General features: G+C 57.9%; 14 protein-coding genes and 5 pseudogenes. 5 read left to right on the forward strand and 14 right to left on the reverse strand.

What is annotated here, in order from left to right; translation table 11 throughout:
- Positions 1–156: 156 nt before the first annotated feature.
- From EGT36_RS27915 to EGT36_RS27925, 3 genes and pseudogenes are all read right to left on the reverse strand, one after another.
- Positions 157–468, reverse strand: coding sequence for a hypothetical protein (locus EGT36_RS27915; protein ID WP_112831535.1), 312 nt, complete (start codon positions 466–468; stop codon positions 157–159).
- Entirely contained in the window at positions 465–1358 is an 894-nt protein-coding gene (locus EGT36_RS27920) for a DUF7007 domain-containing protein (RefSeq protein WP_112831536.1), read from the reverse strand. The genes EGT36_RS27915 and EGT36_RS27920 overlap by 4 nt, the downstream gene beginning before the upstream one ends.
- A pseudogene (locus EGT36_RS27925) lies at positions 1355–2380 on the reverse strand (plasmid partitioning protein); the annotation flags it as partial. The pseudogene EGT36_RS27925 and the gene EGT36_RS27920, both read right to left, overlap by 4 nt.
- 747 nt (positions 2381–3127) lie before the next feature.
- Between EGT36_RS27925 and EGT36_RS27930 the strand changes: the two are divergent.
- A complete protein-coding gene (locus tag EGT36_RS27930; RefSeq protein WP_125271565.1) occupies positions 3128–5113 on the forward strand; it encodes a heme lyase CcmF/NrfE family subunit in 1986 nt (661 codons plus the stop codon).
- An 85-nt stretch (positions 5114–5198) separates the two neighbouring features.
- On the opposite strand, the gene EGT36_RS27935 is transcribed toward EGT36_RS27930, so the two are convergent.
- From EGT36_RS27935 to EGT36_RS27950, 4 genes are all read right to left on the reverse strand, one after another.
- Positions 5199–6182, reverse strand: coding sequence for an arsenic resistance protein (locus EGT36_RS27935; RefSeq protein ID WP_125271566.1), 984 nt, complete (start codon positions 6180–6182; stop codon positions 5199–5201).
- A 350-nt stretch (positions 6183–6532) separates the two neighbouring features.
- Complete coding sequence (locus EGT36_RS27940; protein WP_113462171.1) at positions 6533–7129, reverse strand: DedA family protein; 597 nt, start codon at positions 7127–7129, stop codon at positions 6533–6535.
- Positions 7130–7429: 300 nt separating this feature from the next.
- Entirely contained in the window at positions 7430–8131 is a 702-nt protein-coding gene (locus EGT36_RS27945) for a L,D-transpeptidase (protein ID WP_167495009.1), read from the reverse strand.
- 31 nt (positions 8132–8162) lie between these two features.
- Positions 8163–8777, reverse strand: a complete 615-nt coding sequence (locus tag EGT36_RS27950; RefSeq protein WP_112828966.1) for an SCO family protein — start codon at positions 8775–8777, stop codon at positions 8163–8165.
- A 236-nt stretch (positions 8778–9013) separates the two neighbouring features.
- Here EGT36_RS27950 and EGT36_RS27955 point away from each other — a divergent pair, with 236 nt between their 5' ends.
- The 3 genes from EGT36_RS27955 to EGT36_RS27965 all read left to right on the forward strand — a co-directional run bounded on the left by EGT36_RS27955 (position 9014) and on the right by EGT36_RS27965 (position 11045).
- Positions 9014–9439 carry a disulfide bond formation protein B gene (locus EGT36_RS27955; protein ID WP_286084370.1) on the forward strand — a complete coding sequence of 142 codons (426 nt, stop codon included), beginning with the start codon at positions 9014–9016 and terminating at the stop codon, positions 9437–9439.
- Between the two features lie 152 nt (positions 9440–9591).
- On the forward strand, positions 9592–10098 hold the full coding sequence (locus EGT36_RS27960) for a DsbA family protein (RefSeq protein ID WP_286084366.1): 507 nt from the start codon (positions 9592–9594) through the stop codon (positions 10096–10098).
- 23 nt (positions 10099–10121) lie between these two features.
- Entirely contained in the window at positions 10122–11045 is a 924-nt protein-coding gene (locus tag EGT36_RS27965; protein ID WP_112828968.1) for a cation diffusion facilitator family transporter, read from the forward strand.
- 2 nt (positions 11046–11047) lie between these two features.
- Here the strand turns inward: EGT36_RS27965 and EGT36_RS27970 are convergent, their stop codons facing one another.
- The 3 genes from EGT36_RS27970 to istA all read right to left on the reverse strand — a co-directional run bounded on the left by EGT36_RS27970 (position 11048) and on the right by istA (position 14651).
- Positions 11048–12106 carry a flavin-containing monooxygenase gene (locus tag EGT36_RS27970; RefSeq protein ID WP_112828969.1) on the reverse strand — a complete coding sequence of 353 codons (1059 nt, stop codon included), beginning with the start codon at positions 12104–12106 and terminating at the stop codon, positions 11048–11050.
- Positions 12107–12255: 149 nt separating this feature from the next.
- Positions 12256–13149 (reverse strand): IS21-like element ISRel5 family helper ATPase IstB, encoded by an 894-nt coding sequence (gene istB, locus EGT36_RS27975; protein WP_037095010.1) that lies wholly within the window; start codon positions 13147–13149, stop codon positions 12256–12258.
- Complete coding sequence (gene istA, locus EGT36_RS27980) at positions 13146–14651, reverse strand: IS21 family transposase (RefSeq protein WP_125270226.1); 1506 nt, start codon at positions 14649–14651, stop codon at positions 13146–13148. Before istA ends, istB (EGT36_RS27975) begins: the two co-directional genes overlap by 4 nt.
- Positions 14652–14896: 245 nt before the next feature.
- Here istA and EGT36_RS27985 point away from each other — a divergent pair.
- Positions 14897–16404: pseudogene (locus EGT36_RS27985) on the forward strand (integrase catalytic domain-containing protein).
- A 194-nt stretch (positions 16405–16598) separates the two neighbouring features.
- Here the strand turns inward: EGT36_RS27985 and EGT36_RS27990 are convergent.
- The 4 genes and pseudogenes from EGT36_RS27990 to EGT36_RS28005 all read right to left on the reverse strand — a co-directional run.
- A pseudogene (locus EGT36_RS27990) lies at positions 16599–17681 on the reverse strand (hypothetical protein).
- A 213-nt stretch (positions 17682–17894) separates the two neighbouring features.
- The gene (locus tag EGT36_RS27995) at positions 17895–18251 is read right to left on the reverse strand and encodes a hypothetical protein (RefSeq protein ID WP_125271567.1); all 357 of its coding nucleotides are present in this window, start codon (positions 18249–18251) and stop codon (positions 17895–17897) included.
- A gap of 480 nt (positions 18252–18731) precedes the next feature.
- Positions 18732–19440: pseudogene (gene istB, locus EGT36_RS28000) on the reverse strand (IS21-like element helper ATPase IstB).
- A gap of 24 nt (positions 19441–19464) precedes the next feature.
- A pseudogene (locus EGT36_RS28005) lies at positions 19465–20300 on the reverse strand (Mu transposase domain-containing protein); the annotation flags it as partial.

Here is a 20300-nt window from a genome sequence, read left to right on the forward strand (position 1 = left end):
CCGGTTCAGACCGCAACGAAAAGAAGGGCAGTCCAGCACGGGTCCGATATCAGATGCGCGCCGACGAGGGACGACATGGCCAAGCCCACCACCCTGGAGATGTCGTGGCCGCAAGATGACCAGATGCCATCCAGCGCACAGCCCCTTCGAGGTCACCTACCCCGCCAACGGCGAAACAGGCGCATCACCACAATGCTCGAGCGCGTCGATGATCTGCTCCTGCACCGCCAGCCTAGATGCGAGCGTGTCGAGTTCGCCCCACCGATCGAAAGCCAGGCGATCGGCCAGTTCCTGATGGTAAAGACGGAGACCAGACCGACGGCGCGCCCGGCTCCGGGCCTGCACGGTGATCGCCTGCCGCCCGGCACGCGCTGCAATTTGCCGGGTCAGACAATTGAGATGCTGCAGGGTCTCACGCCGGGCGCCAATTGCCTTGTCCAGCGGCTTTGGAGCGAGGATGTCGATCATGCCCCATCCTCCCGACCTCGCCAGCCGGTAAAGGAGGACGGCCCATGATACTGGGCGTGACGGACGGGATCGATAACGAATCCGAACCGACCACGCCTCGCATACTCGTCGCTCGGCACCAGGAAGCGACGCTCATCGTCGTCAGATCGTCGGTTGCCACCGACGACGGCCACGACCTCGGTCATGTCTGGGTGATGCTCGGAGAAGATCGCCGAGGTGACGACGTGGTCTGCCGCATGGCGTTGATCAAACGCGCGGCGATCCTTGATCCAGCTTTCGCCTTCGGTCAGCTTGGCGCCGTGGATCGCCTCCCATTCATCCGGCCAGGTATTGCGAATGGTCTTTTCCGCCGCGGCGCGCTCGTAGCCGGTGAACAGCTCCGGAAAGCTGAGCGCCACGATCGCCCATTCGCAATCCTCCTCGTACCAGGGGGTGTCTTTGCGCAGCAACGAATGGACTTTGCTATTGCGGTCGGCGGAGAGGTGAAAGCCGCCATGGCCGGCCGTGCTATGGGCAACGACACCATCGGCATAGATGACCGCCATCTGCGAACCGCCCCAGGGCGTGCTCGCCGACATGCGCGTCTGAACGCGGTTCAGCGCAGCGAGGTCCCGTTTGTGGCCAGCCGTTTCGACGACACGCGCTCGAAACTCGGCCTCGTCGGCCACCCGGGCGTCGTGTCCGATGAAATCGGCGCGCGTCAGATCAGCGAGCGGCCGGCGAACAAAGACTGCGCTCGCGAGAAAGGCGAAGCCGCTGGACGATGTGACCATGGCGAGGACCAGATCATCGATGCGGGCGACGGGCAAGCCATCCGCGCTAGTGGCAAACTCCACCCCCGAAAGATCGGGGGTGGGTTCTTGCAAGTTCATCTGAAGGGGGGCGGTCATGCGGCCGCCCTCTGATCGAAATCCTGGTCGTGGCCATCGTCGACCTCGGCGTCGTTCAGATCATCCTGACCCGCCTCCTCTTCGACCGGCCCCTCATGCTCTTCAGTAGTGCCGCCAGTATCACCGTCTTCGTCATCCTGGGAGCCCGTGCAGATGACGTCAGCGGCAGCACCCGCGCGGATCCAGTCGAGCAGCTCATCCGCCGTCGGCGCGAAGCGGCCGGAAGGATGGACGAAGTGTTCGGTCGCAAAATGCTCGAGGAGCGCTGCGCGGGTTTCGCGCACCTTCTGCCGCGGCTGAACCGATGCCTCGGCGCAAGATGCTTCCAGCGCCTGGCGCGACAGGCACAACAGGAAGTCCTCCGACCCCATGTTTGGCAGGAATTCATCAGCGCCAATCGCTTCGCCGGCGATGCGCGCAACCATGCCGCTGTTCGACATGCCTCGACGGCACGAGAGAACATCGATCAGCACGGAGCGAACGGCGATCCGGAGCGTGTCCTGATCGAAGGTGAGCTTTCCATGCTGATCGAACAGGCCGACCGCATGCCGCGAGAAGCGCTTGCCGCCATAGAAGGACCCGTCCGCACCGGAGTCCACACGGACGTTCTGCCCGGCGAAGGCCAGCACCATCAACGCCATCAGCATGTCATCCTCGATTGGAGCGCGGCCGAGCGCGTCGTGCAGCGCGTCCGTGCGGAAATCGCCGATCATGTCGTGGCCCTTCTGGGTCACATCGGGCCGGACCTTCGGCGTGGCGTTGGCGTCATCACCGCCACCGACAGAGCCGTCACCAGCACTGCTCATTGGCTTCGCCACCTCGGGCATGCGATAATGGACAGTCTGCACCTTGCCATCGCGATCGAGGTACATCGCAGTGTGGTCGGACTTGGACGGCTTGCCGTAGACCTGAGACGCCTTCTTCGGCAGTTCCGGCTGGCCCCAGCTGTTGACATCGACGATCGCACCCTTCTTCGGCAGATTGTTCGTCATCCATTCATGCTGGGCACCGAGAAATGGCTCCTCGAAAGGACTAGGACAGGTCGCGATCACCGCGCAGGCGAAGACAAGCGGCGGCAGCTTGCTAGCCGACCCCGATAGTGGGTTGATCGACGGAGATCCGGACATGGTCCAGGACGCCATCCATAAAAAGCGGGATTGGTTTGCTTCGGCGGGAATTGAGGTATACGGCACAGATCAGTTACGGAAGCCAGTTCAGCATTTGTTGCCGAGCACCACTCTGGCCAACCCACCAGTCAGCCCCGGCTAGCATTCTCCTGATCGGACAAGGCTTTGAGAACAGCGAAATCCATCTCAGCGTGTGGCTTAATCCGGAATACTTCGCTTGCGATCCTCGCCCAGTGCTAGAACTCGTCGAGATCACCATCGGCCCGGCTAGGGAACACACGGCGTTGCGCTTCATAACAGGATCCCAGTGAATCTAAATTTGCGAGAAGCCTGGCATCTATCCGCCATCGCTGCCTTGTTGCACGGCAATGTATGATCCATCGTGGGAGGAGGCGGATCATCTTTCTCCCTCGAGACGATTAAGCGTGTCGCAGTCGCCGAGCTCGATGACACCGCCGGGAATGAACACTGCTGTTGCTCGCAGGGCAAGTCTTGGGCTAGGCTGGTCGCTGATCTTGGATCGTGGTTGAAACCCTTGTCCCGATACAGTGCCTACCAGCATGACGAGACTTGAATGTCAAGGGACGCGGCCGCTCGTCTGGAGGCGCAAGGGGTGGAACTCAGCGGCAAGGGAGAGATCCAATGATCATTGAGCTTGGCCACTATGCCCTGGTGCTGGCACTCGCCACCTGTCTTGTCGTTTCCATTTTGCCCGTGATCGGCGCACGGCGCGGTGACGCAGCAATGATGGCGGTGGGTACCACCGGCACCTATGCAATGTTCGTGCTCGTCGCCTTCTCCTTCGCGGCCCTCACCTACGGCTACGTCTTCTCCGACTTCTCGGTGCAGAACGTCTTTGAGAACTCTCACTCCCTCAAACCGATGATCTACAAGGTATCCGGCGTCTGGGGGAACCATGAAGGCTCGATGCTGCTCTGGGTGCTGATCCTGACGCTGTTCAGCGCCATGGTCGCCTTTTTCGGCACCAATCTCCCGGACCGGCTGAAAGCGAATGTGCTGGCCGTACAGGCCTGGATCACGACGGCCTTCACGCTCTTCATTCTTCTGACGTCCAACCCCTTTATTCGCCTGTCGCCGATCCCGGCCGAGGGTCGGGATCTGAACCCGGTTCTGCAGGATATCGGCCTCGCGATCCATCCGCCTCTGCTCTATCTCGGCTATGTTGGCTTCTCTGTCTGCTTCTCCTTTGCGATCGCCGCTCTTATGGATGGCCGCATCGATGCCGCCTGGGCCCGCTGGGTTAGGCCCTGGACGCTAGCTGCCTGGGTGTTCCTGACGGCCGGCATCGCCATGGGCTCCTACTGGGCGTATTACGAGCTCGGCTGGGGAGGCTGGTGGTTCTGGGATCCGGTCGAAAACGCCTCCTTCATGCCATGGCTGGCGGGCACGGCCCTTCTGCATTCGGCTTTGGTCATGGAAAAGCGTGATGCCTTGAAGATCTGGACGGTACTGCTCGGCATCATCGCCTTCTCGCTGTCGCTGCTCGGCACCTTCCTCGTGCGGTCGGGCGTGCTAACCTCGGTGCACGCCTTTGCGAACGACCCGACGCGCGGCGTCTTCATTCTCGGCATTCTCGTGATCTTCATTGGTGGGGCCTTCACGCTCTTTGCACTGCGCGCGCCGATGCTGAAGGCCGGCGGCTTGTTCCAGCCGATCTCGCGTGAAGGTGCGCTGGTTCTCAACAACCTAATTCTCACCGTCTCCACCGCGTCTGTTCTAATCGGCACGCTTTATCCGCTGCTTTTGGAGACGCTGACGGGCGAGAAGATCTCGGTCGGTCCGCCCTTCTTCAACATCACCTTTGGGTTGCTCATACTACCCCTCCTGCTCGCGATGCCTTTTGGGCCCTTCCTCGCCTGGAAGCGCGGCGATCTACTTGGTGCGCTGCAGCGGCTTTACGTGGCGGCGGCGGTCTCGCTCATGCTTGGCCTCGGTTTCTGGTACGCCCAGAATGGTGGGCCTGTCATGGCGGTGGCAGGCCTTGCGCTTGCCTTCTTCGTCATGGGCGGCGCGGTATCCGATCTCTGGTATCGGTCAGGCTTTGGTAAGCATCCGCTGTCCACCGCCTGGAGTCGACTGAAAGGCCTACCCCGGTCGGCCTTCGGCACGTCACTTGCGCATTTCGGCATGGGTGTGACCGTGCTCGGCGTCGTGGCCGTCACCACCTTCGAGACGGAAACTGTGATCGAGATGAAGCCGGGCATGACGGTGGAGGCCGGCGGTTATGTCGTGACCTTCGACGGCATTCGCGCCGCGACGGGACCGAACTACAGCGAAGACCAGGGGCATTTCACCATCCGCGAAGATGGTGTTGAGGTGGCCGATATCTGGTCGTCGAAGCGGCTCTACACGGCCCGCCAGATGCCGACGACAGAAGCCGGCATCGTCACGTTCGGCTTCAGCCAGCTCTACATATCGCTGGGTGACCCAATAGCCGCCGGGGGCATTGTCGTACGCTTCTGGTGGAAGCCCTGGATCCTCTGTATCTGGTCCGGTGCCATCGTGATGATGGCTGGTGGCATCGTCTCGCTCTCTGATCGCCGTTTGCGAGTCGGCGCGCCAAAGCGAACCAAGGGCTCGGTACGGCCGTCGTTAGGGGTCAGCTGAGTGCACGAACAGACGGGCCCCTCCGCTTCCTGCGCGAATTAGACGGAGGCGCCATCCCGGCCCGGCACAAGGCGGCTTACATTCTTCAGGCAGCCTTGCTCGGCCCAAATTTTGGTGCCAGACGAATGTAAGCCAACTGGCTCAGCAGTTCGATCAGTGTCTGCGTGACAATTATTGCCGGAAGGATTGGTACAGCGCCCGGGACAGCGAAAGCCAGCGGTAGGACGACCAGAGAGTTGCGCGTGGCGGCACTGAATGCAACAGCACGGCCCGCTGGCGCATCAAGCCGGAACAACTTACTCATACCCCACCCCGACAAGGGCGCAGCAACCGCGTATGCCACGTATATTGGCACGACACGGAAAGTGGCATCGAGTGCGGGGCCGAGTTGCGGTACGACGGCAGCAACCACGACGAAGAGTACGAACGCTGTCGCAGGAACCGGAAGGAGCCCCAAAACCGCCGACGCACGCTCCCCGGCCACACTTTGGCCGGCCCAGAACTGGATGAGGACGGCGAAGACAAGCGGGACTGCTATCAGCCAGACGAACGCGTGGAAAAATGGTCCGGCTTTGATAAGGGACCCGGCATCGGGACCGAGGAAAACGCTCAAGTAGAGGGGCAACAGTAGCATTTGGGCGATCAGGAGCGCAGGTGTTGCTGCCAGCAGGAGACGGGCGTCGGCGCGGCCAAGATGCGAGAATGTAACGACATAGTCGATGCAAGGGGCGAGAAGGACCAGTAATACGCCAAGCCGTATCATCGGATCGGGTGGAAGAACCGGGACGAGAACTCCCACCAGCACAGGAATGACGACAAAGTTCGACAGAAGCAGGACACCAATGAAGCGGAACCGCGCGAGGGCCACCCGAAGTTCCGCAAGCGGTACCTGAAGGAAGGTCACAAACAACATGAACGCCAGCGACGGATTTATGCCGATCTCAAGTGCGGTTGTTCCGGAGATCGAGAGAGCCGCCAAAGCGCCAACGACAACTGCGCCAAAGTAGATCTGGACCTGATGATTTTCGAGGGTGTCACGGAGGTTCAACGGAGCGCTTTCAGTTTTCATTTCAGGCCGGATGACGCTAGCCAAGTCCGAGAGCGATGGCCACCCTTGCTATCCGGTGGTCTAGTCTTCGAACACTTCTGGTGCCAGCTCATTGCAGACAGCAAAAGGACCGGCGGGCATGGAGAACTGGGCAGGGAGTCGGATAGCAGAGTCCGATTGCCAGGATCACCTGAAGGCTCCCCTTATATGTCGCAAGTCGCTGGATTTGAGTAAGCCAACCTGCGCCACAGATCAGCGTGACAGTTTCAAAGGGCTGGGTATAGGTCGGTCCGGGTCGTGTCAGGCTTTGCGGTATTCATGCGCTATTCTCTGCCTTTCCATCGTGACCAGACATGAAACTACTGACGACTTCAATTGGATTGTTCTCCAATTTTCGGGATCCCGACAGCTATCCGATTTATCCGCCACCATGCGAAGACCGACAGGAGGAGCATTGCAGCAAGTAAGACAACACTTGCAAAGCCCCAGCCGGTTTCCACCGCCTCGTCGATCTGTGCGCCGAAAACGAAGCCCGCCATAACCAGGCAGACGGTCCAAACTATTGCTGATCCTGCATTCAGAACTGTAAACTTTGCCCATGACATTGATCCGAGACCAACCGGAAGCGCGCCGATGGTCCGCATACCCTTGGGATATCTGTAAAGAAAGATGTAGGCCCAACCGTACTTTGCAACTAGGATTTTCGCGCCCGCATAGGCCTTTTCAGCAAAAGGCCACCTCGTTAACCACGCATCCCCGTATCGTCTGGCGATAAAGAACCGTGCTTCGTCCCCGAGATAGCCGCCGGCAAAGGTTACGGCTAAAACAAGGGACAAGTCCAAAGCTTGTGTTTGAGCCGCATAGCCCGCGAACAATGGAAGACTACCGCTTTTCAGCATGCAATATGCAAAAAGCAGGATGTAGATCCATGTACCGTATTCTTGTAGTAGATCAGACAAGCCGTCCATATCGCTTCACCAAGTCAAATCGCAGGCACAAACAGAAACTCTTTTGTGTACGATCTACACGATCTATCGGATGTTTTCCTTCGCATGGCCTGCCTGGTGAGTGCACGACCATCGGGCATCTGGTTCAGTTTGGCAGAGCCCGCGCACGAACTGAGGCTGCCGGTGTTTTCCAACAGCCTCTACCTGACAGCGCCAGGAGAATGCGGATAACCGGAGTCGGCCCCTACATGGCACAGGCCTTGCATGCCTGACCCGACTTCAGGCCGCTGAACTGTTGAGGGGCTTCACGGTTTTCTCCGTCTAAGCCTCAGAGAAGGGAGGCAGGCTGGTAACGACGATGGGGGTTTTGCCGGGCACTCGACCATACAAGTCGACAACGTCCTGATTGATCATACGGACACACCCCGAGGATACCGACTTGCCAATCGTCCACCATTCTGGCGATCCATGGATGCGGTATAGCGTGTCTTCGCCATTCTGAAAAATGTAAAGCGCACGCGCGCCCAAAGGATTCTCGAGGCCAGGTGGCATACCACCATTGGCAATGCTATAGGGCGCAAGTTCTGGCTGTCGAGCGACCATCTCGTCAGGTGGCGTCCAGCGCGGCCACTGACGTTTGTACTGGATGACCCCCTTGCCCGACCATTCGAACCCCTGCCGGCCGAGACCGACGCCGTATCGCATCGCCTGTCCGCCCTCGTAAGTCAGGTAGAGAAAGTAATTGGCCGTATCCACGACCAATGTGCCTGGCCGCTGTCCAGTCGGATCACTCACCATCTGCCGGTAATAGCGCTTGGCGATCTTCTGGTAGGGTATAGCAGGCAGCGGGAACTGTTCGTTCAGTATTGGTCCATAGGTGATTTCCAGAACCGGATGGGCGGTGGGCACGATTTCAGACTGTGTCGTCTCCACGGTCGTTCTCGAGCAGCCAGTCAATACAGCCGCCGCTGCCCCAGCACCGCCGATAACGAAGCCTCGTCGTGTCAATTTCCCAGACTGCAATGTATTTCCTCTCGAAGGTTGAAGTTCTGGCTTAAGAGCCGGTCATCAGATTGCGGATTTTCTTCATGCGAACCTCGCGGGATTCATGCATGTCGAGCGTTCCTTTGAAGCTCCCATTGGCGTCCATCATGTATACGCCAGCCGTATGGTCCATTGTGTAGCTTCCATCTTCGGTCGGAACCTTGCGTGCATAGGCGGAGAAAGCTTTAACAGCCGTCGCTGTTTGCTCCGGCGTTCCCCGAAGGGCAAGGATTCGACGGTCGAAGGATGTCATGTACTCGTTCAGCAACTGCTGAGTATCTCTCTCGGGGTCAACGCTGATGAATACAACGTTGAAACCGCTCGCAGCCGGCCCGAGTTCATTCATCAGGTCACTCAACTCGAACAACGTTGTGGGGCAGATGTCTGGGCAGTGCGTAAAGCCAAAAAACGCCAAATACGGCTTTCCCTTGAGGACAGCGTTGTCGATCACTTGGCCCCGGTGCGAAACCAACTCAAATGGGCGACCGATCGCAGGGGTAGAGGACGTGTCTGGCTCACCACGTTTGCCGCCACCCGACTGCAGCAAATAACCTATAATCAGTAGCAATGTGAAGATCGCAACCACACACCACGCCACAAGTCGAAACGCTCTGAGAGCTTTCATCTAATTCCCTGCCGAAATTCACCCTGAAGAACCCCTTGGAGTACTCCTAATCCCTCTAGTAGCTTGAGGTTCAAGGCAAGTGGCGAAGAAAATCGAAATTCTCCTCAGTCGTTTCGCTGTCATCCACATCAGACAGAAACGGAAATTTCAGTCGGACAGAAAGCGCCCTTGACCCTCAAGCTACTAGAGGTTTCATACTGATTAGCATCAATGAGCGACAGGAATGGCAGAGAGTGGTGAAAACTAACGACGGCGCATGGCTTGCGATCTTCAGCGCGTGGATAATTGCCATGGGTTCGACGCTGGGCGCACTGTTTATCGGTGAGGTCATGGGGCAAGCACCATGCGATCTCTGTTGGCACCAACGAGCCTTCATGTTTCCACTGGCAGTGCTGCTCGCAGTCGCCGCTTTCCGCTCTGATGCCCGCGCCTGGATCTATGCCGTTCCGCTGGCAGCGGCGGGATGGTCGATCGCGGCATTTCACAACCTTCTGTATTTCAACATCATCCCCACGGCCATCAAGCCTTGCGGCCAGGGGCCATCCTGCTCGGGCGCTGGTATGCTCCTCTTCGGAACCCTGCCCATTCCGCTGCTGTCGCTTGGCGCGTTTACTGTCATCATCGTCCTACTTCTAATCGTGCGCCGGAGAACACCAACATGAACAGACGCACTTTCGTTATCGCTTCGGCTTCGGCCGCGATTGCCGTTTTCGCAGGAGGCGCGGCCCTCTATGATGGGCTTACGCCAGACGCTGAGCCAGCGCCCTCTACAATGCCGGGGAACAATACCCTTGTCAGAATGCACTCGCCGGTCATGGGGCCGGTTTCGGCGCCTGTGACAATTGTCGAGTTTTTTGATCCGTCATGTGAGGCATGCCGGGCCTTTTATCCGCTCGTGAAGCAAATGATGACGCAGACCGGAAATGACGTGCGACTTGTCCTGCGATACACCGTATTCCACGAAGGTTCCGAAGATGCCGTGCGCATATTGGAGGCCGCGCGCAAACAAAACCTGTTTGAACCGGTCCTGGAAGCGATACTTGAACAGCAGCCTGTCTGGGCCGATCATGGCAAACCAGATCTAGAAAAGGCATGGCAGATTGCGGCGATGGCCGGACTTGATGTCGAGCAGGGAAAGAAGGATGCGGCCTCCCCAGCGATCGATAATATTCTTGCCCAGGATATGGCCGATGTTCAGGCCAACAATGTGAAACAGACCCCGACATTTTTCGTGAACGAAAAGCCTCTCACAGAGTTCAGTCCGCAAGGTCTATTCACCCTGGTGAAGGCTGAAATCGATGCCAGCAAGGCAGGTTCCTGACCTCGGAGACCGGACCGGAATTCATGAGTGGACATCACCACGATTATGGAGCGGATGCAGGAGACAAGCGTATAGGGGGAGCAATTCTCGTAAACGTGCTCCTTACTTTTGCGCAGATTGCCGGCGGCATCTTCTCCGGCAGTCTTTCCCTGATCGCGGATGCGCTCCACAACTTCAGTGACGCTGCATCACTTGTGATTGCGTATGGTGCACGTCGGATCGCGCGCCGCCCTTCTGACGAAAGAATGACGTTCGGCTATGTTCGAGCCGAAATCGTCGCATCGCTGATCAACTACACGACTTTGATCGTCATTGGGCTCTATCTCGTGTATGAAGCGGTCACGCGGTTCATCGCACCGGTGCCGATCGAAGGGTGGACGGTCGTGATCGTCGCAGGCATCGCGCTCGTCATCGATTTGATCACAGCCATGCTCACCTACACCCTTTCAAAAACCAGCATGAATATCCGCGCCGCTTTCTTGCACAATGTGTCGGACGCGCTTGGATCGGTGGGTGTGATAATTGCCGGCACACTTGTGCTGCTATACGGCTGGACATGGATTGACCCTGCGATCACCCTCATGATCGCAGCCTACATACTCTGGCAGGCCTTCACTGAGATCGGAGGATCGATCAGGATCCTGATGATGGCGGCGCCTGAGGACGTAAATGTGAACGAACTTGTTTCGGACATGCGTTCCGTCGAAGGCGTCCAGGAGGTCCACCATGTCCATGTGTGGCGGATCGATGAAGATCACAAGGCATTGCAAGCGCATCTCGTTGTGACGGAGTTATCTCTGCGCAGTGCTGCTGAAGTGAAAGGCGCAGTGCGAAAAATCCTGCGGGACAGGCACGGTATCGACCACAGCACTCTGGAGATCGAAACGCCAGCGGACGGTTGCGAAGACGGCGTACAGGTCATCGGTCATAATGTTGTAGCGACCTGAGCCTACCTACTTTGCAGGCACCGTTGACGGATATGCTCAACGATGAAAGCCGCGTCGTCAGCCACACCCAAGATCAAACCAGAGGCACGGTTCCGCTGCCATGGACGTCCGACATAGTAGAGACCGGCAACAGGCGAAACCCCGTTGGAGTGAATTGGGGCAGCCCGAGCATCAACTGCACCTTCGACTTCAATCCAAGGGAGCTCATCGGCATAGCCTGTGGCCCAAACAATGGATCTGATGTTCTCGCTCGATCCGTCGGCGAAACTTGCCCTACGATCATGGATCGCAGCCAGTCTCGGCTTCAGGATTACCCCCAACCGCCTAAGTGAAGCATCGTCATTGCCACGAACAGGGAATGGATCTTCACGCCTCATCCTTCGCCCGATGATCCCCTGCGCCGATGCACGGAGAAGGCCGAGCTGCCCCAGCCATACCCACAAACTGCGTCCGAGGATCTTCTCCGGTAAAAGTCTGCGCTTTCGCCCGCGTGCAAGCAGCACCTGTTGAAACCCAGCCATCGCGATTGCCACGTCCCTTCCACTCGCGCCATCTCCGACAACAAGAACAGGGCCTTTCGCCACCGAGCCCGGATTGCGGAACTCAGTTACGTGCATCTGCTGAATGTGGGCCGGGAGCAATTTCGACAATCCAGGAATACGCGGTGTCGAAAATGCCCCCGTGGCAACGATGACAATATGACTTGTGAGACGATCGCCGTCTTGCGTTGACGCCACAAAGAGACTGCCTGCCTTCTCAAGTCGGACGACCTTCTTCGAACTGATGACCGGAATTTTATGGAAGGAAGCATACCGCCGCAGATAGTCAGCAAACTCATCCTTTCCAGCATAGCCATTTGCATCACCAACCAGGGGCATATCCGAGAGCGCGCTGATGCTGCGAGGTGTAAAAAGTGTGAGGCTGTCATATCTGTTGCGCCAGCTGTCTCCGATTTTTGTGCCGGCATCAACAATCGAGAAGCTCAGGCCCTGCCTCTTCAAGGCATATGCCGCAGCGAGCCCGGCTTGCCCCGCCCCTATAATCAGGATGTTGGTCCGCATTGTATTCCTCTTAAGTAAGATCGTCGTTACCCATCGACGGCTGGGGAGGTTACGGTTTCATTGGGCTCAGGCCTTGCCTCTCGACCAATATGCGAGAAGTATAGCGCGGCGATTAGGATGAGACGCGGGCGACAATCTGGATGAGATTCTTAGGTCGCGGTCGGGGTCAGATTATCATGCTGATTGTCGCTGACAAGTTCTTCGTCATTTTCTGATTGCCGCTCCGCGACAGACAGCGTTGAGGTCCTGATTGTCGCAAACGAAGCGGGTCGGCCTCGCTGGCGCTTTTCCTCAAGTGCTGCTCTGCGGCGATAGCTTTCGACATTCATCTCGAAGATCGTGGCATGGTGCACGAGCCGGTCGACTGCGGCGAGTGTCATGGCAGGATCGGGAAAGACCCTGTTCCACTCTCCGAACGGCTGATTGGCGGTGATCAGGATCGACCTGTGCTCGTATCGGGCCGAGATCAGTTCGAAGAGCACACTTGTTTCCGCCTGGTCCTTGGTGACGTAGGCGAGGTCATCGAGGATGAGCAGGTCGTATTTGTTGAGTTTGTCGATGGCTGATTCAAGCTGGAGTTCTCGACGGGCAACCTGAAGCTTCTGCACAAGATCGGTGGTTCGGGTGAACAGGACCCGCCATCCGTTCTCAATCAGCGCGAGACCGATGGCAGCAGCAAGATGGCTCTTTCCTCCGCCGGGCGGACCGAACATGAGGATGTTCGCTCCCTTGGCGAGCCAACTGTCGCCGGCGGTAATTGCCATGACCTGGGCCTTCGAGATCATAGGTACAGCGTCAAAGGCGAAGCTGTCCAAGGTCTTTCCAGGCGGCAGGTGCGCTTCGGCGAGATGCCGTTCAATCCTGCGATTTGCACGTTCTGCCAGCTCGTGCTCGGCAATAGCCGACAGGAATCGAGCTGCTGGCCATCCTTCCCGGTCCGCCTGCTCGGCAAATTGCGGCCAAAGCGTTTTAATTGTCGGCAACCGAAGTTCGTTGAGCATGATACCGAGCCGTGCTTCATCGATGGCGTGTGCGTTCTTCATGCGGCTTCTCCCGTCCCGATCAGGGCCTCATAACCGTTAAGCGATGCGAGTTGCACATGAACGGTCGGCAGCTTGGCCGGGTCCGGACCGAAGAGCGCTCGCATGGCAGCCAGGTTGGGTAACTCACCAGCATCGAGTGTCCTGGCCAATTCTTCGGCAAGTTCGCGTTCGCAGCCGCGGTCATGCGCCAGTGCCAGAAGCTCAACGGTGATCTTGCAAGCCTGCTTATCGGGAAGATGTTCGGTCAGGGCCTCGAAGGCCTTGCGATATTCTTCTCGCGGGAAGAGCTTGTCGCGATAAACGAGGCCACGGAGCGCCATCGGCTTTTTACGCAGGGAATGGATGACGTGGTGGTAGTTGACGACCTGGTCGTGTCGCCCGTCAGCGTGGCCACGTCCCCGGCGCAACGTCATCAGATGCGTACCGCCAACGAAGACATCCAGCCGATCGTCGAACAGGCGAACTCGTAACCTGTGGCCGATCAGGCGGGACGGCACGGTGTAGAAGACCTTGCGCAGGGTGAAGCCGCCCGTCCGGGACACAGTGACAACAATCTCCTCGAAGTCCGTGGTCCGGCGCTCAGGCAGCGACTGCAGATGGGACCGCTCTGCATCGATACGCCTGCCATGGGCAGCGTTGCGACGGCTGACGATCTCGTCGACAAAAGCGCGGTAAGAACCGAGATCGTCGAATTCCTTGGTGCCCCGCATCAGCAGGGCATCGTGAACAGCGTTTTTGAGATGACCATGCGAGCTTTCGATCGAGCCGTTCTCATGCGCGACACCTTTGTTGTTGCGCGTCGGGGTCATCCGATAATGGGAGCAAAGCTGATCGTAACGGTGTGTGAGATCGACCCTGGCGTCGGCATCGAGGTTGCGGAATGCCGCCGACAGGCTGTCGCTGCGATGATAAAGCGGCGTACCACCCACGGACCACAGGGCATTTTGAAGTCCTTCGGCCAGCGCGACGAAGCTTTCCCCGCCGAGAATGACATGGGCGTGTTCGAAGCCCGACCAGACGAGCCGAAAGTGATAGAACAGATGATCAAGCGGCTGGCCGGCGATCGTTACACCAAGGCCGCTGGCGTCGGTAAAATCCGAAAGGCCCAGTCGGCCTGGCTCGTGCGTCTGGCGGAAGATGACCTCCTGCGCTTCGCCATTGACAGCACGCCACGACCGGATGCGTCGTTCAAGCGTACGGCGGATACCTTCAGATAGTTCTGGATGTCGGCGCAGCATCTCGTTGTAGACGGCGACGGCACGGATGCCAGGGGCGGCCTTCAGCAGCGGGACGACTTCAGTCTCGAAAATCGGCTCGAGGGGATCAGGGCGGCGACGTCCACGCGGCGCTTTGCTCTGAGATGGTAGGTGTACCTTCTTGTCGAGGCGGTATGCCGTGGCTCGGCTGATCGACGCTTTTGCCGCGGCGATCTCTACGGAATGCGTTTGTCGGTACTTCATAAAGAGTCTCATCTGATGATCGGTTAAATGGCGACCCGGCACAAACTGGTTCTCCAATCCAGAAAACCGCAAATGTACCGGACCGACCGCGATCTTGAGACGCCGAAAATCTGCGCCACGCCGGGGTATGACTACGATCGGGCTACGCCCTCACTTCGTCACACCCCGGCGCAAGTCTCATCCTGATTGACGCTGAATCCGCATTGCCTCACTAGAAATGTTCCCTGATTGTTGGCCGTTGCCTCATCTGATTTGCTCCCAGCATTTGTGGGTGCGGAGCAAATCAGATGAGGCTGATCAGCGTGACGACGAAGAAGGAATTGGTTGCTGCTCTGGCAAAGCGCTATGCGGCCGGAAAGCGGGAGGAAAAATCGCGGATCCTCGATCAGTTCGTTTCGATTAGTGGGATGCATCGCAAACACGCGATGCGTTTATTGCGGGGGCGGATAAGCAACCGCAATCGCGAACGCGGGCGCAGATTTATGACGAGGCGACCCGACAGGCTCTTATTGTTTTGTGGGAAGCCTCCGACCGCATCTGTGGCAAGCGATTGAAGCCCTTGCTGCCAATTTTGATCTCATCGATGGAACAACATAGCCATTTGAGGTTAGACGATCAGGTCCGCACACTTCTGCTACAGATGAGTGCGGCTACCATCGACCGTGCATTGAAAAGCGTGCGAGAAACAGCAGGCGGCCGTCGACGCCGACGTTCCGTTGCTTCATCAGCATTGAAGCGGAGTATCCCAATTCGAAAATTCTCCGACTGGGGTGATCCCCCACCTGGCTTCATCGAGGCCGATCTGGTGTCGCACTCCGGTCCCAACGCACGCGGCAGCTTTATTCAAACTCTTGTCCTTACAGATATTGCGACCGGTTGGACCGAATGCGCCCCTCTGCTTGTTCGCGAACAGAAGCTTTTGACGGAAGTTTTGACCGAGCTTCGCCGCGTAATGCCCTTCCCGTTGCTTGGCTTTGATACGGACAATGATAGCGTATTCATCAACGAGACAATCAGGGACTACTGTATTGATTCAGATATAGAATTCACTCGCTGTAGGCCATATCGTAAAAATGATCAGGCTTATGTGGAGCAGAAAAACGGATCGGTCGTCCGCCGCATTGTTGGCTATCATCGGTATGAGGGAGTTGAAGCTGCGGCAACACTTGCAGAGCTTTATCGTTCGGTGCGCTTGTTCGTGAACTTCTTTCAGCCGTCGTTTAAGTTGCTCGAAAAGCAGCGAAACGGAGCGATGGTCAAGAAGCTCTACTCTTCTCCCGCGACGCCACATCAACGGATTTTGTCGGATGCAAGGACGGGACTGGAGGTACGCGACCGCTTGGTGCGCATGAGCGAACAACTCGATCCTGTAACGCTTCTCCGAAACATTCGTGCAGGACAACAGCGGCTTGCCGACATTGTGCATCAGGGAACACCCTTAAGCGAAGTTCCTGATATCGAGAGCTTTTTACGAAGCCTGCGTATCGCGTGGACGGAGGGCGAAGTTCGTCCGACCGCGAAAGCAAAGCCAAAACTAAAACGCGAGCGACGGCGGCCTGACCCGCTGGTTAACGTCACGAATGATCTTTACAGTTGGTTTGAAGCAGAGCCATGGAGAACCGGCCGCGAGCTACTAGAGCGACTTCAAAGCATCTATCCCGGCGAGTATCCTAATGGACTAATCCGTACGGTGCAACGACGGGTGAAAGGTTGGCGTCGCGATCGCGCGCATAGAATGATATTCGGAAACGAGCCTGGCGAAGATGAACAACAACCAGAGCTCAGCAGGGCATAGGGAGCATTCTGGTGAGGCAATATGCTATCCGTTCGGGAGCATTCTTCGATGAGGCAATACGAATCTCACCTTGATTGCCGCTATGCAGAGAAGCTCAAGAGAAACACCGCGATAACGAAAATCGTGAGCACCGCCAACACAATCCAGTTATTGCGTCGTATCTTCTTAATCCGATCATCGGGCTGGGCCATAATTCATTCTCCTGCCACACTTGGGGTGCTCACCCAGTCGCCGGACCTGGCCTTCTTCTTCTGGAAGGGGTCAGCCAGCGCCGCCTCTGGTCTGCTAACCGGATATTTTGTGCCCGAGATGCGAGCCGCAAGTCGGTCTGGACCCTCTTCTTTAAGGAGTGCGCGGAAACTTGAATGCATCCCGCCATCCACATAGGACGACACCGTGGTGCCGCCGGCCTGTTGAAGCGCAGCCTCAAGCCTTGGTTTTCTTCGGCCATGCGGGCCATCAGTGCGGGATCAGGAGAAGCGGCGCTTGCGGGGCAAGCCTCCAGTGGGTAGCGGGCTCTCCGCCCACGAACTCTTTGTTGAACATGTAGCGGCGGCCACACACCGAGACCTTTGGTTGCTGACGGGTCAGTTCGAAAAAGTCGTATCCCTCTTTCAGAGTCCGCCAGAACGACAGGTTTTGATTGTCTTTGTGCAGCGCCATATTTTCCGTCGTCATCCGGAAAGGATAGGCCTGGACCTGGAACCGCTCCTGTCCCGATGAAAGTGCCTTGGCGACGATTGCATATATCTCACCGACGCCCTGGTCTGTCAGCGCAAAGCAACCGGAAGAGGAGCAAGCACCGTGGACCATCAGCGCCTCGCCGGTATAGCCGAGTGCCGACTCCAGCCTGTTTGGATAGCCGAGGTTAAAAGATACATAGTACTGCGATTTAGGGTTCAGCATGCCTTTGGAGACATGGTAAAATCCCTCGGGCGCTTGGCGATCACCTTCCTTGACCTTGGGGCCTAGCTTCCCTGACCACCTGCACATCGGATATGTCTTTAGCAGTGCGTAGCGTCCGCTTCGGTCGATTTTCCAGACCTCGAGCTCGCTTTCCTGCTTAAAGATCCTGATCAGGACGGGGCTTTCCGCTGCCATCCCCTTCTTTGACATTTCTGCCAGCATCTTGCTCGACAGTTCGGGTGCGCTGCTGACAGGTCGTCCAGACCCATGTCTGAAACACAACCGGATAGCAAGACAGCTACAAAGGCTCCGATGCAGGCATTCCGCGCGATCAGGAGTGCTCGCTCGTTCAAATTCTGAAACCAATCCATTTCGTCACTCTTCGCGCTTTCAATGAAACCGTGCCGACATCATCAAGAAGGTGCCGAGCGCACCACGGCAGCCGGCAATACAGGAAGGGGGGCACGACCGCACGACGCCGCATCGAACAAGTCCTTAGCCACCGGTCCAAATATAGAACCTCAAGTAACTAGAGCTACAAGGGCAGCCCCAGGAAATGCTGGATGCTCCTCCCACCTAATCATCTACTCATCTTTGGGCACGGGATCAGGCACAACATCGAGCAGAGATTTATCAACCAGGGGGGTTACCTTCATTGGGGTTGCTCCGGAGCTGCGCATCCGCTCCAGATCTGCTGCAGTCAGGTAATCGAGCTTGGTCATCAGAGTTTTATAGTATGCTTGCAGACCAATCCGCTTGTTCATCCGCTCCACTAGATCTAACCTCAGGGCATCGACCGTGAATTCGGGATCTGTGAGAACCGGTCCGGACACCAGTGCCGCGATCAATTCGTCCGTCAGTTCTGCCTCCGGGCTGGGACTAGCACGCAGTGCCTCGTCATTTGCGGTCAACGTCACTTCTGCAACGACGTATCCGTCCACCTTTTCTCCCGAATAATCGGGACGGTCACCATCGCCGATTTGACCACCTCATGTTCGGTGAGCCCGGGAGACTGCGCCTCAACCTGTTTGGGCGCGGGGCCCACTGGAAACCAGCGTAGACAGCAACCAGGCACACCAAGACACACCACGCTCCGGAGAATGCAATCTTCCACATTTACTGATCTCCATGAGGATCAACCGGAGCTACGCCGGGGTCCTCCACGGATCGATGTCCTGTCATCGCATTCAGGCGTGATTGGACAGTGCTCGATCCTTTAGTCGATGAGAGCCGCTTTCAAGCCGCGTGTTGGACATAGTCCAACACAGCAGACACTTGTTGTCAATCGGCGTCGTAACGGGACCCCTTATCGGCTCCCAAAAGGGACCCCTGCCTCTAGTTGCATCGGGTCAGCGCGCGTAGGCCCGGGGCTCTCCATTTAGCGCAAGGGCCTGCGGGCGCGGTTGTTTGTCTTTTCGGCTTTAGCTTTGAGAGCGGTTTTTAAAGCGCCAGGATTCGTTCCCGGTTTCCACGATCTCGCAATGGTGGGTGAGCCTGTCGAGCAGAGCGGCGGTCATCTTGGTCGCCGAATACGGCCGGCCACTCGCCGAAGGCCAGGTTCGTCGTGACGATGATGGACGTCCGCTCGTAGAGCCTGCTGATGAGGTGGAAGAGGAGCTGGCCGCCCGCCTGGGCAAATGGGAGATAGCCCAGTTCGTCCATGATGACGAAGTCGAGCCTGGTGATGAAGTCGGCCAGCCGTCCCTGTTTGCCGCTACGTGCCTCCGTCTCGAGCCGATTGACGAGGTCGACGACGTTGAAGAAGCGGCCGCGTGCGCCATTGCGGATCAGAGCACGAGCAAGGGCGATGGACAGGTGAGACTTTCCCGTGCCGGTTCCGCCGACCAGAACGATATTGTGCTGCTCGGCGAGGAAGGCCCCGGTTGCGAGTTGGCGCACCAGGCCTTCGTTGACCGGCGTGTCGGTGAAGTCGAAGTCGTCGATGTCCTTGGCCAGCGGCAGCTTGGCGACGGTGATCTGGTATTTGATGGAGCGCGCTTGCTTCTCGGCGATCTCCGACTGAAGCAGGTCACCGACGATGCGCGGCGGTTCGTGCTGTCGCTTGATGCCGGAGGCCATGATCTCGTCATAGGCGCTACGCATGCCGAACAGCTTCAGCGTGCCCATCATGTCGAGGATTTGGATCGTTCCATATCAGCTTGCCCTCCTCAGGCTGTCGTAACGGGCGCAGTCGGCCAGAGGCTCATGGGTCAGGCGAAGCGCATCGGGGATGGAAAGGATGGCGGCCGGCTGCGGATCACGCTTGCGGGCCAGAATGTTGATGATGACGGCGGCCGAGAACACGCCCTGATCGATCGCCTCCTGCAGGCCGCTTCGACGGCGGGGAGCCCGTCCAGGCCCACGCATTCGAGGATCGACACCATCTGCCGGTCGCCGTCATGCATTGCCTTCAGCCGGCGGCGCACCTTCTCCATGGCGGCGGCAAAACCAGTCGTGGAACGGCGCACCGTTGCGCAGTGCTCCCGGTTTGCGGGTCAGGACCGGCACGTAATGCAGGGATTATAGATCGTCTCGCCACGGCCGAAGCAGCGATCGTGTTGGCCGATTTCCACGCCATCCTGCCGGATGACGATGCGATCTGCATAGGCATGTATCTCGGCAGGGCGGCCGACTGCCGTAGACAGTACCGAGTATTTGTTTTGTCGAAACGCACGAGGCAGGTCTTGCCGATCGAGGCCTGCACAGCGTGGAAGCCGTCGAATTTGCCGGGATAGCCGACCAGGTGCGGCCGCTCCGCATCGAACACCTCCCAGATCGTGCGCTCCGTCTGATCGACGTGCTTATGAGCGCGGGCGTAACTGATGCACTTGTCCAGCAACCAGCCATTCAGTTCATCGTAGGATTTGAAGCGCAGTCGCGGCGTGAAGAAGCGTTCGCGCACCAGATTGACCTGGTTCTCGACCTGGCTTTCTCCCACCCGACGCCGGCGTGCAGGCCACCGGTTCGATCAGGTAATGGCTGCACATCTG

It is taken from the genome of Agrobacterium sp. FDAARGOS_525 (assembly GCF_003938925.1).
Taxonomy (GTDB): domain Bacteria; phylum Pseudomonadota; class Alphaproteobacteria; order Rhizobiales; family Rhizobiaceae; genus Agrobacterium; species Agrobacterium pusense.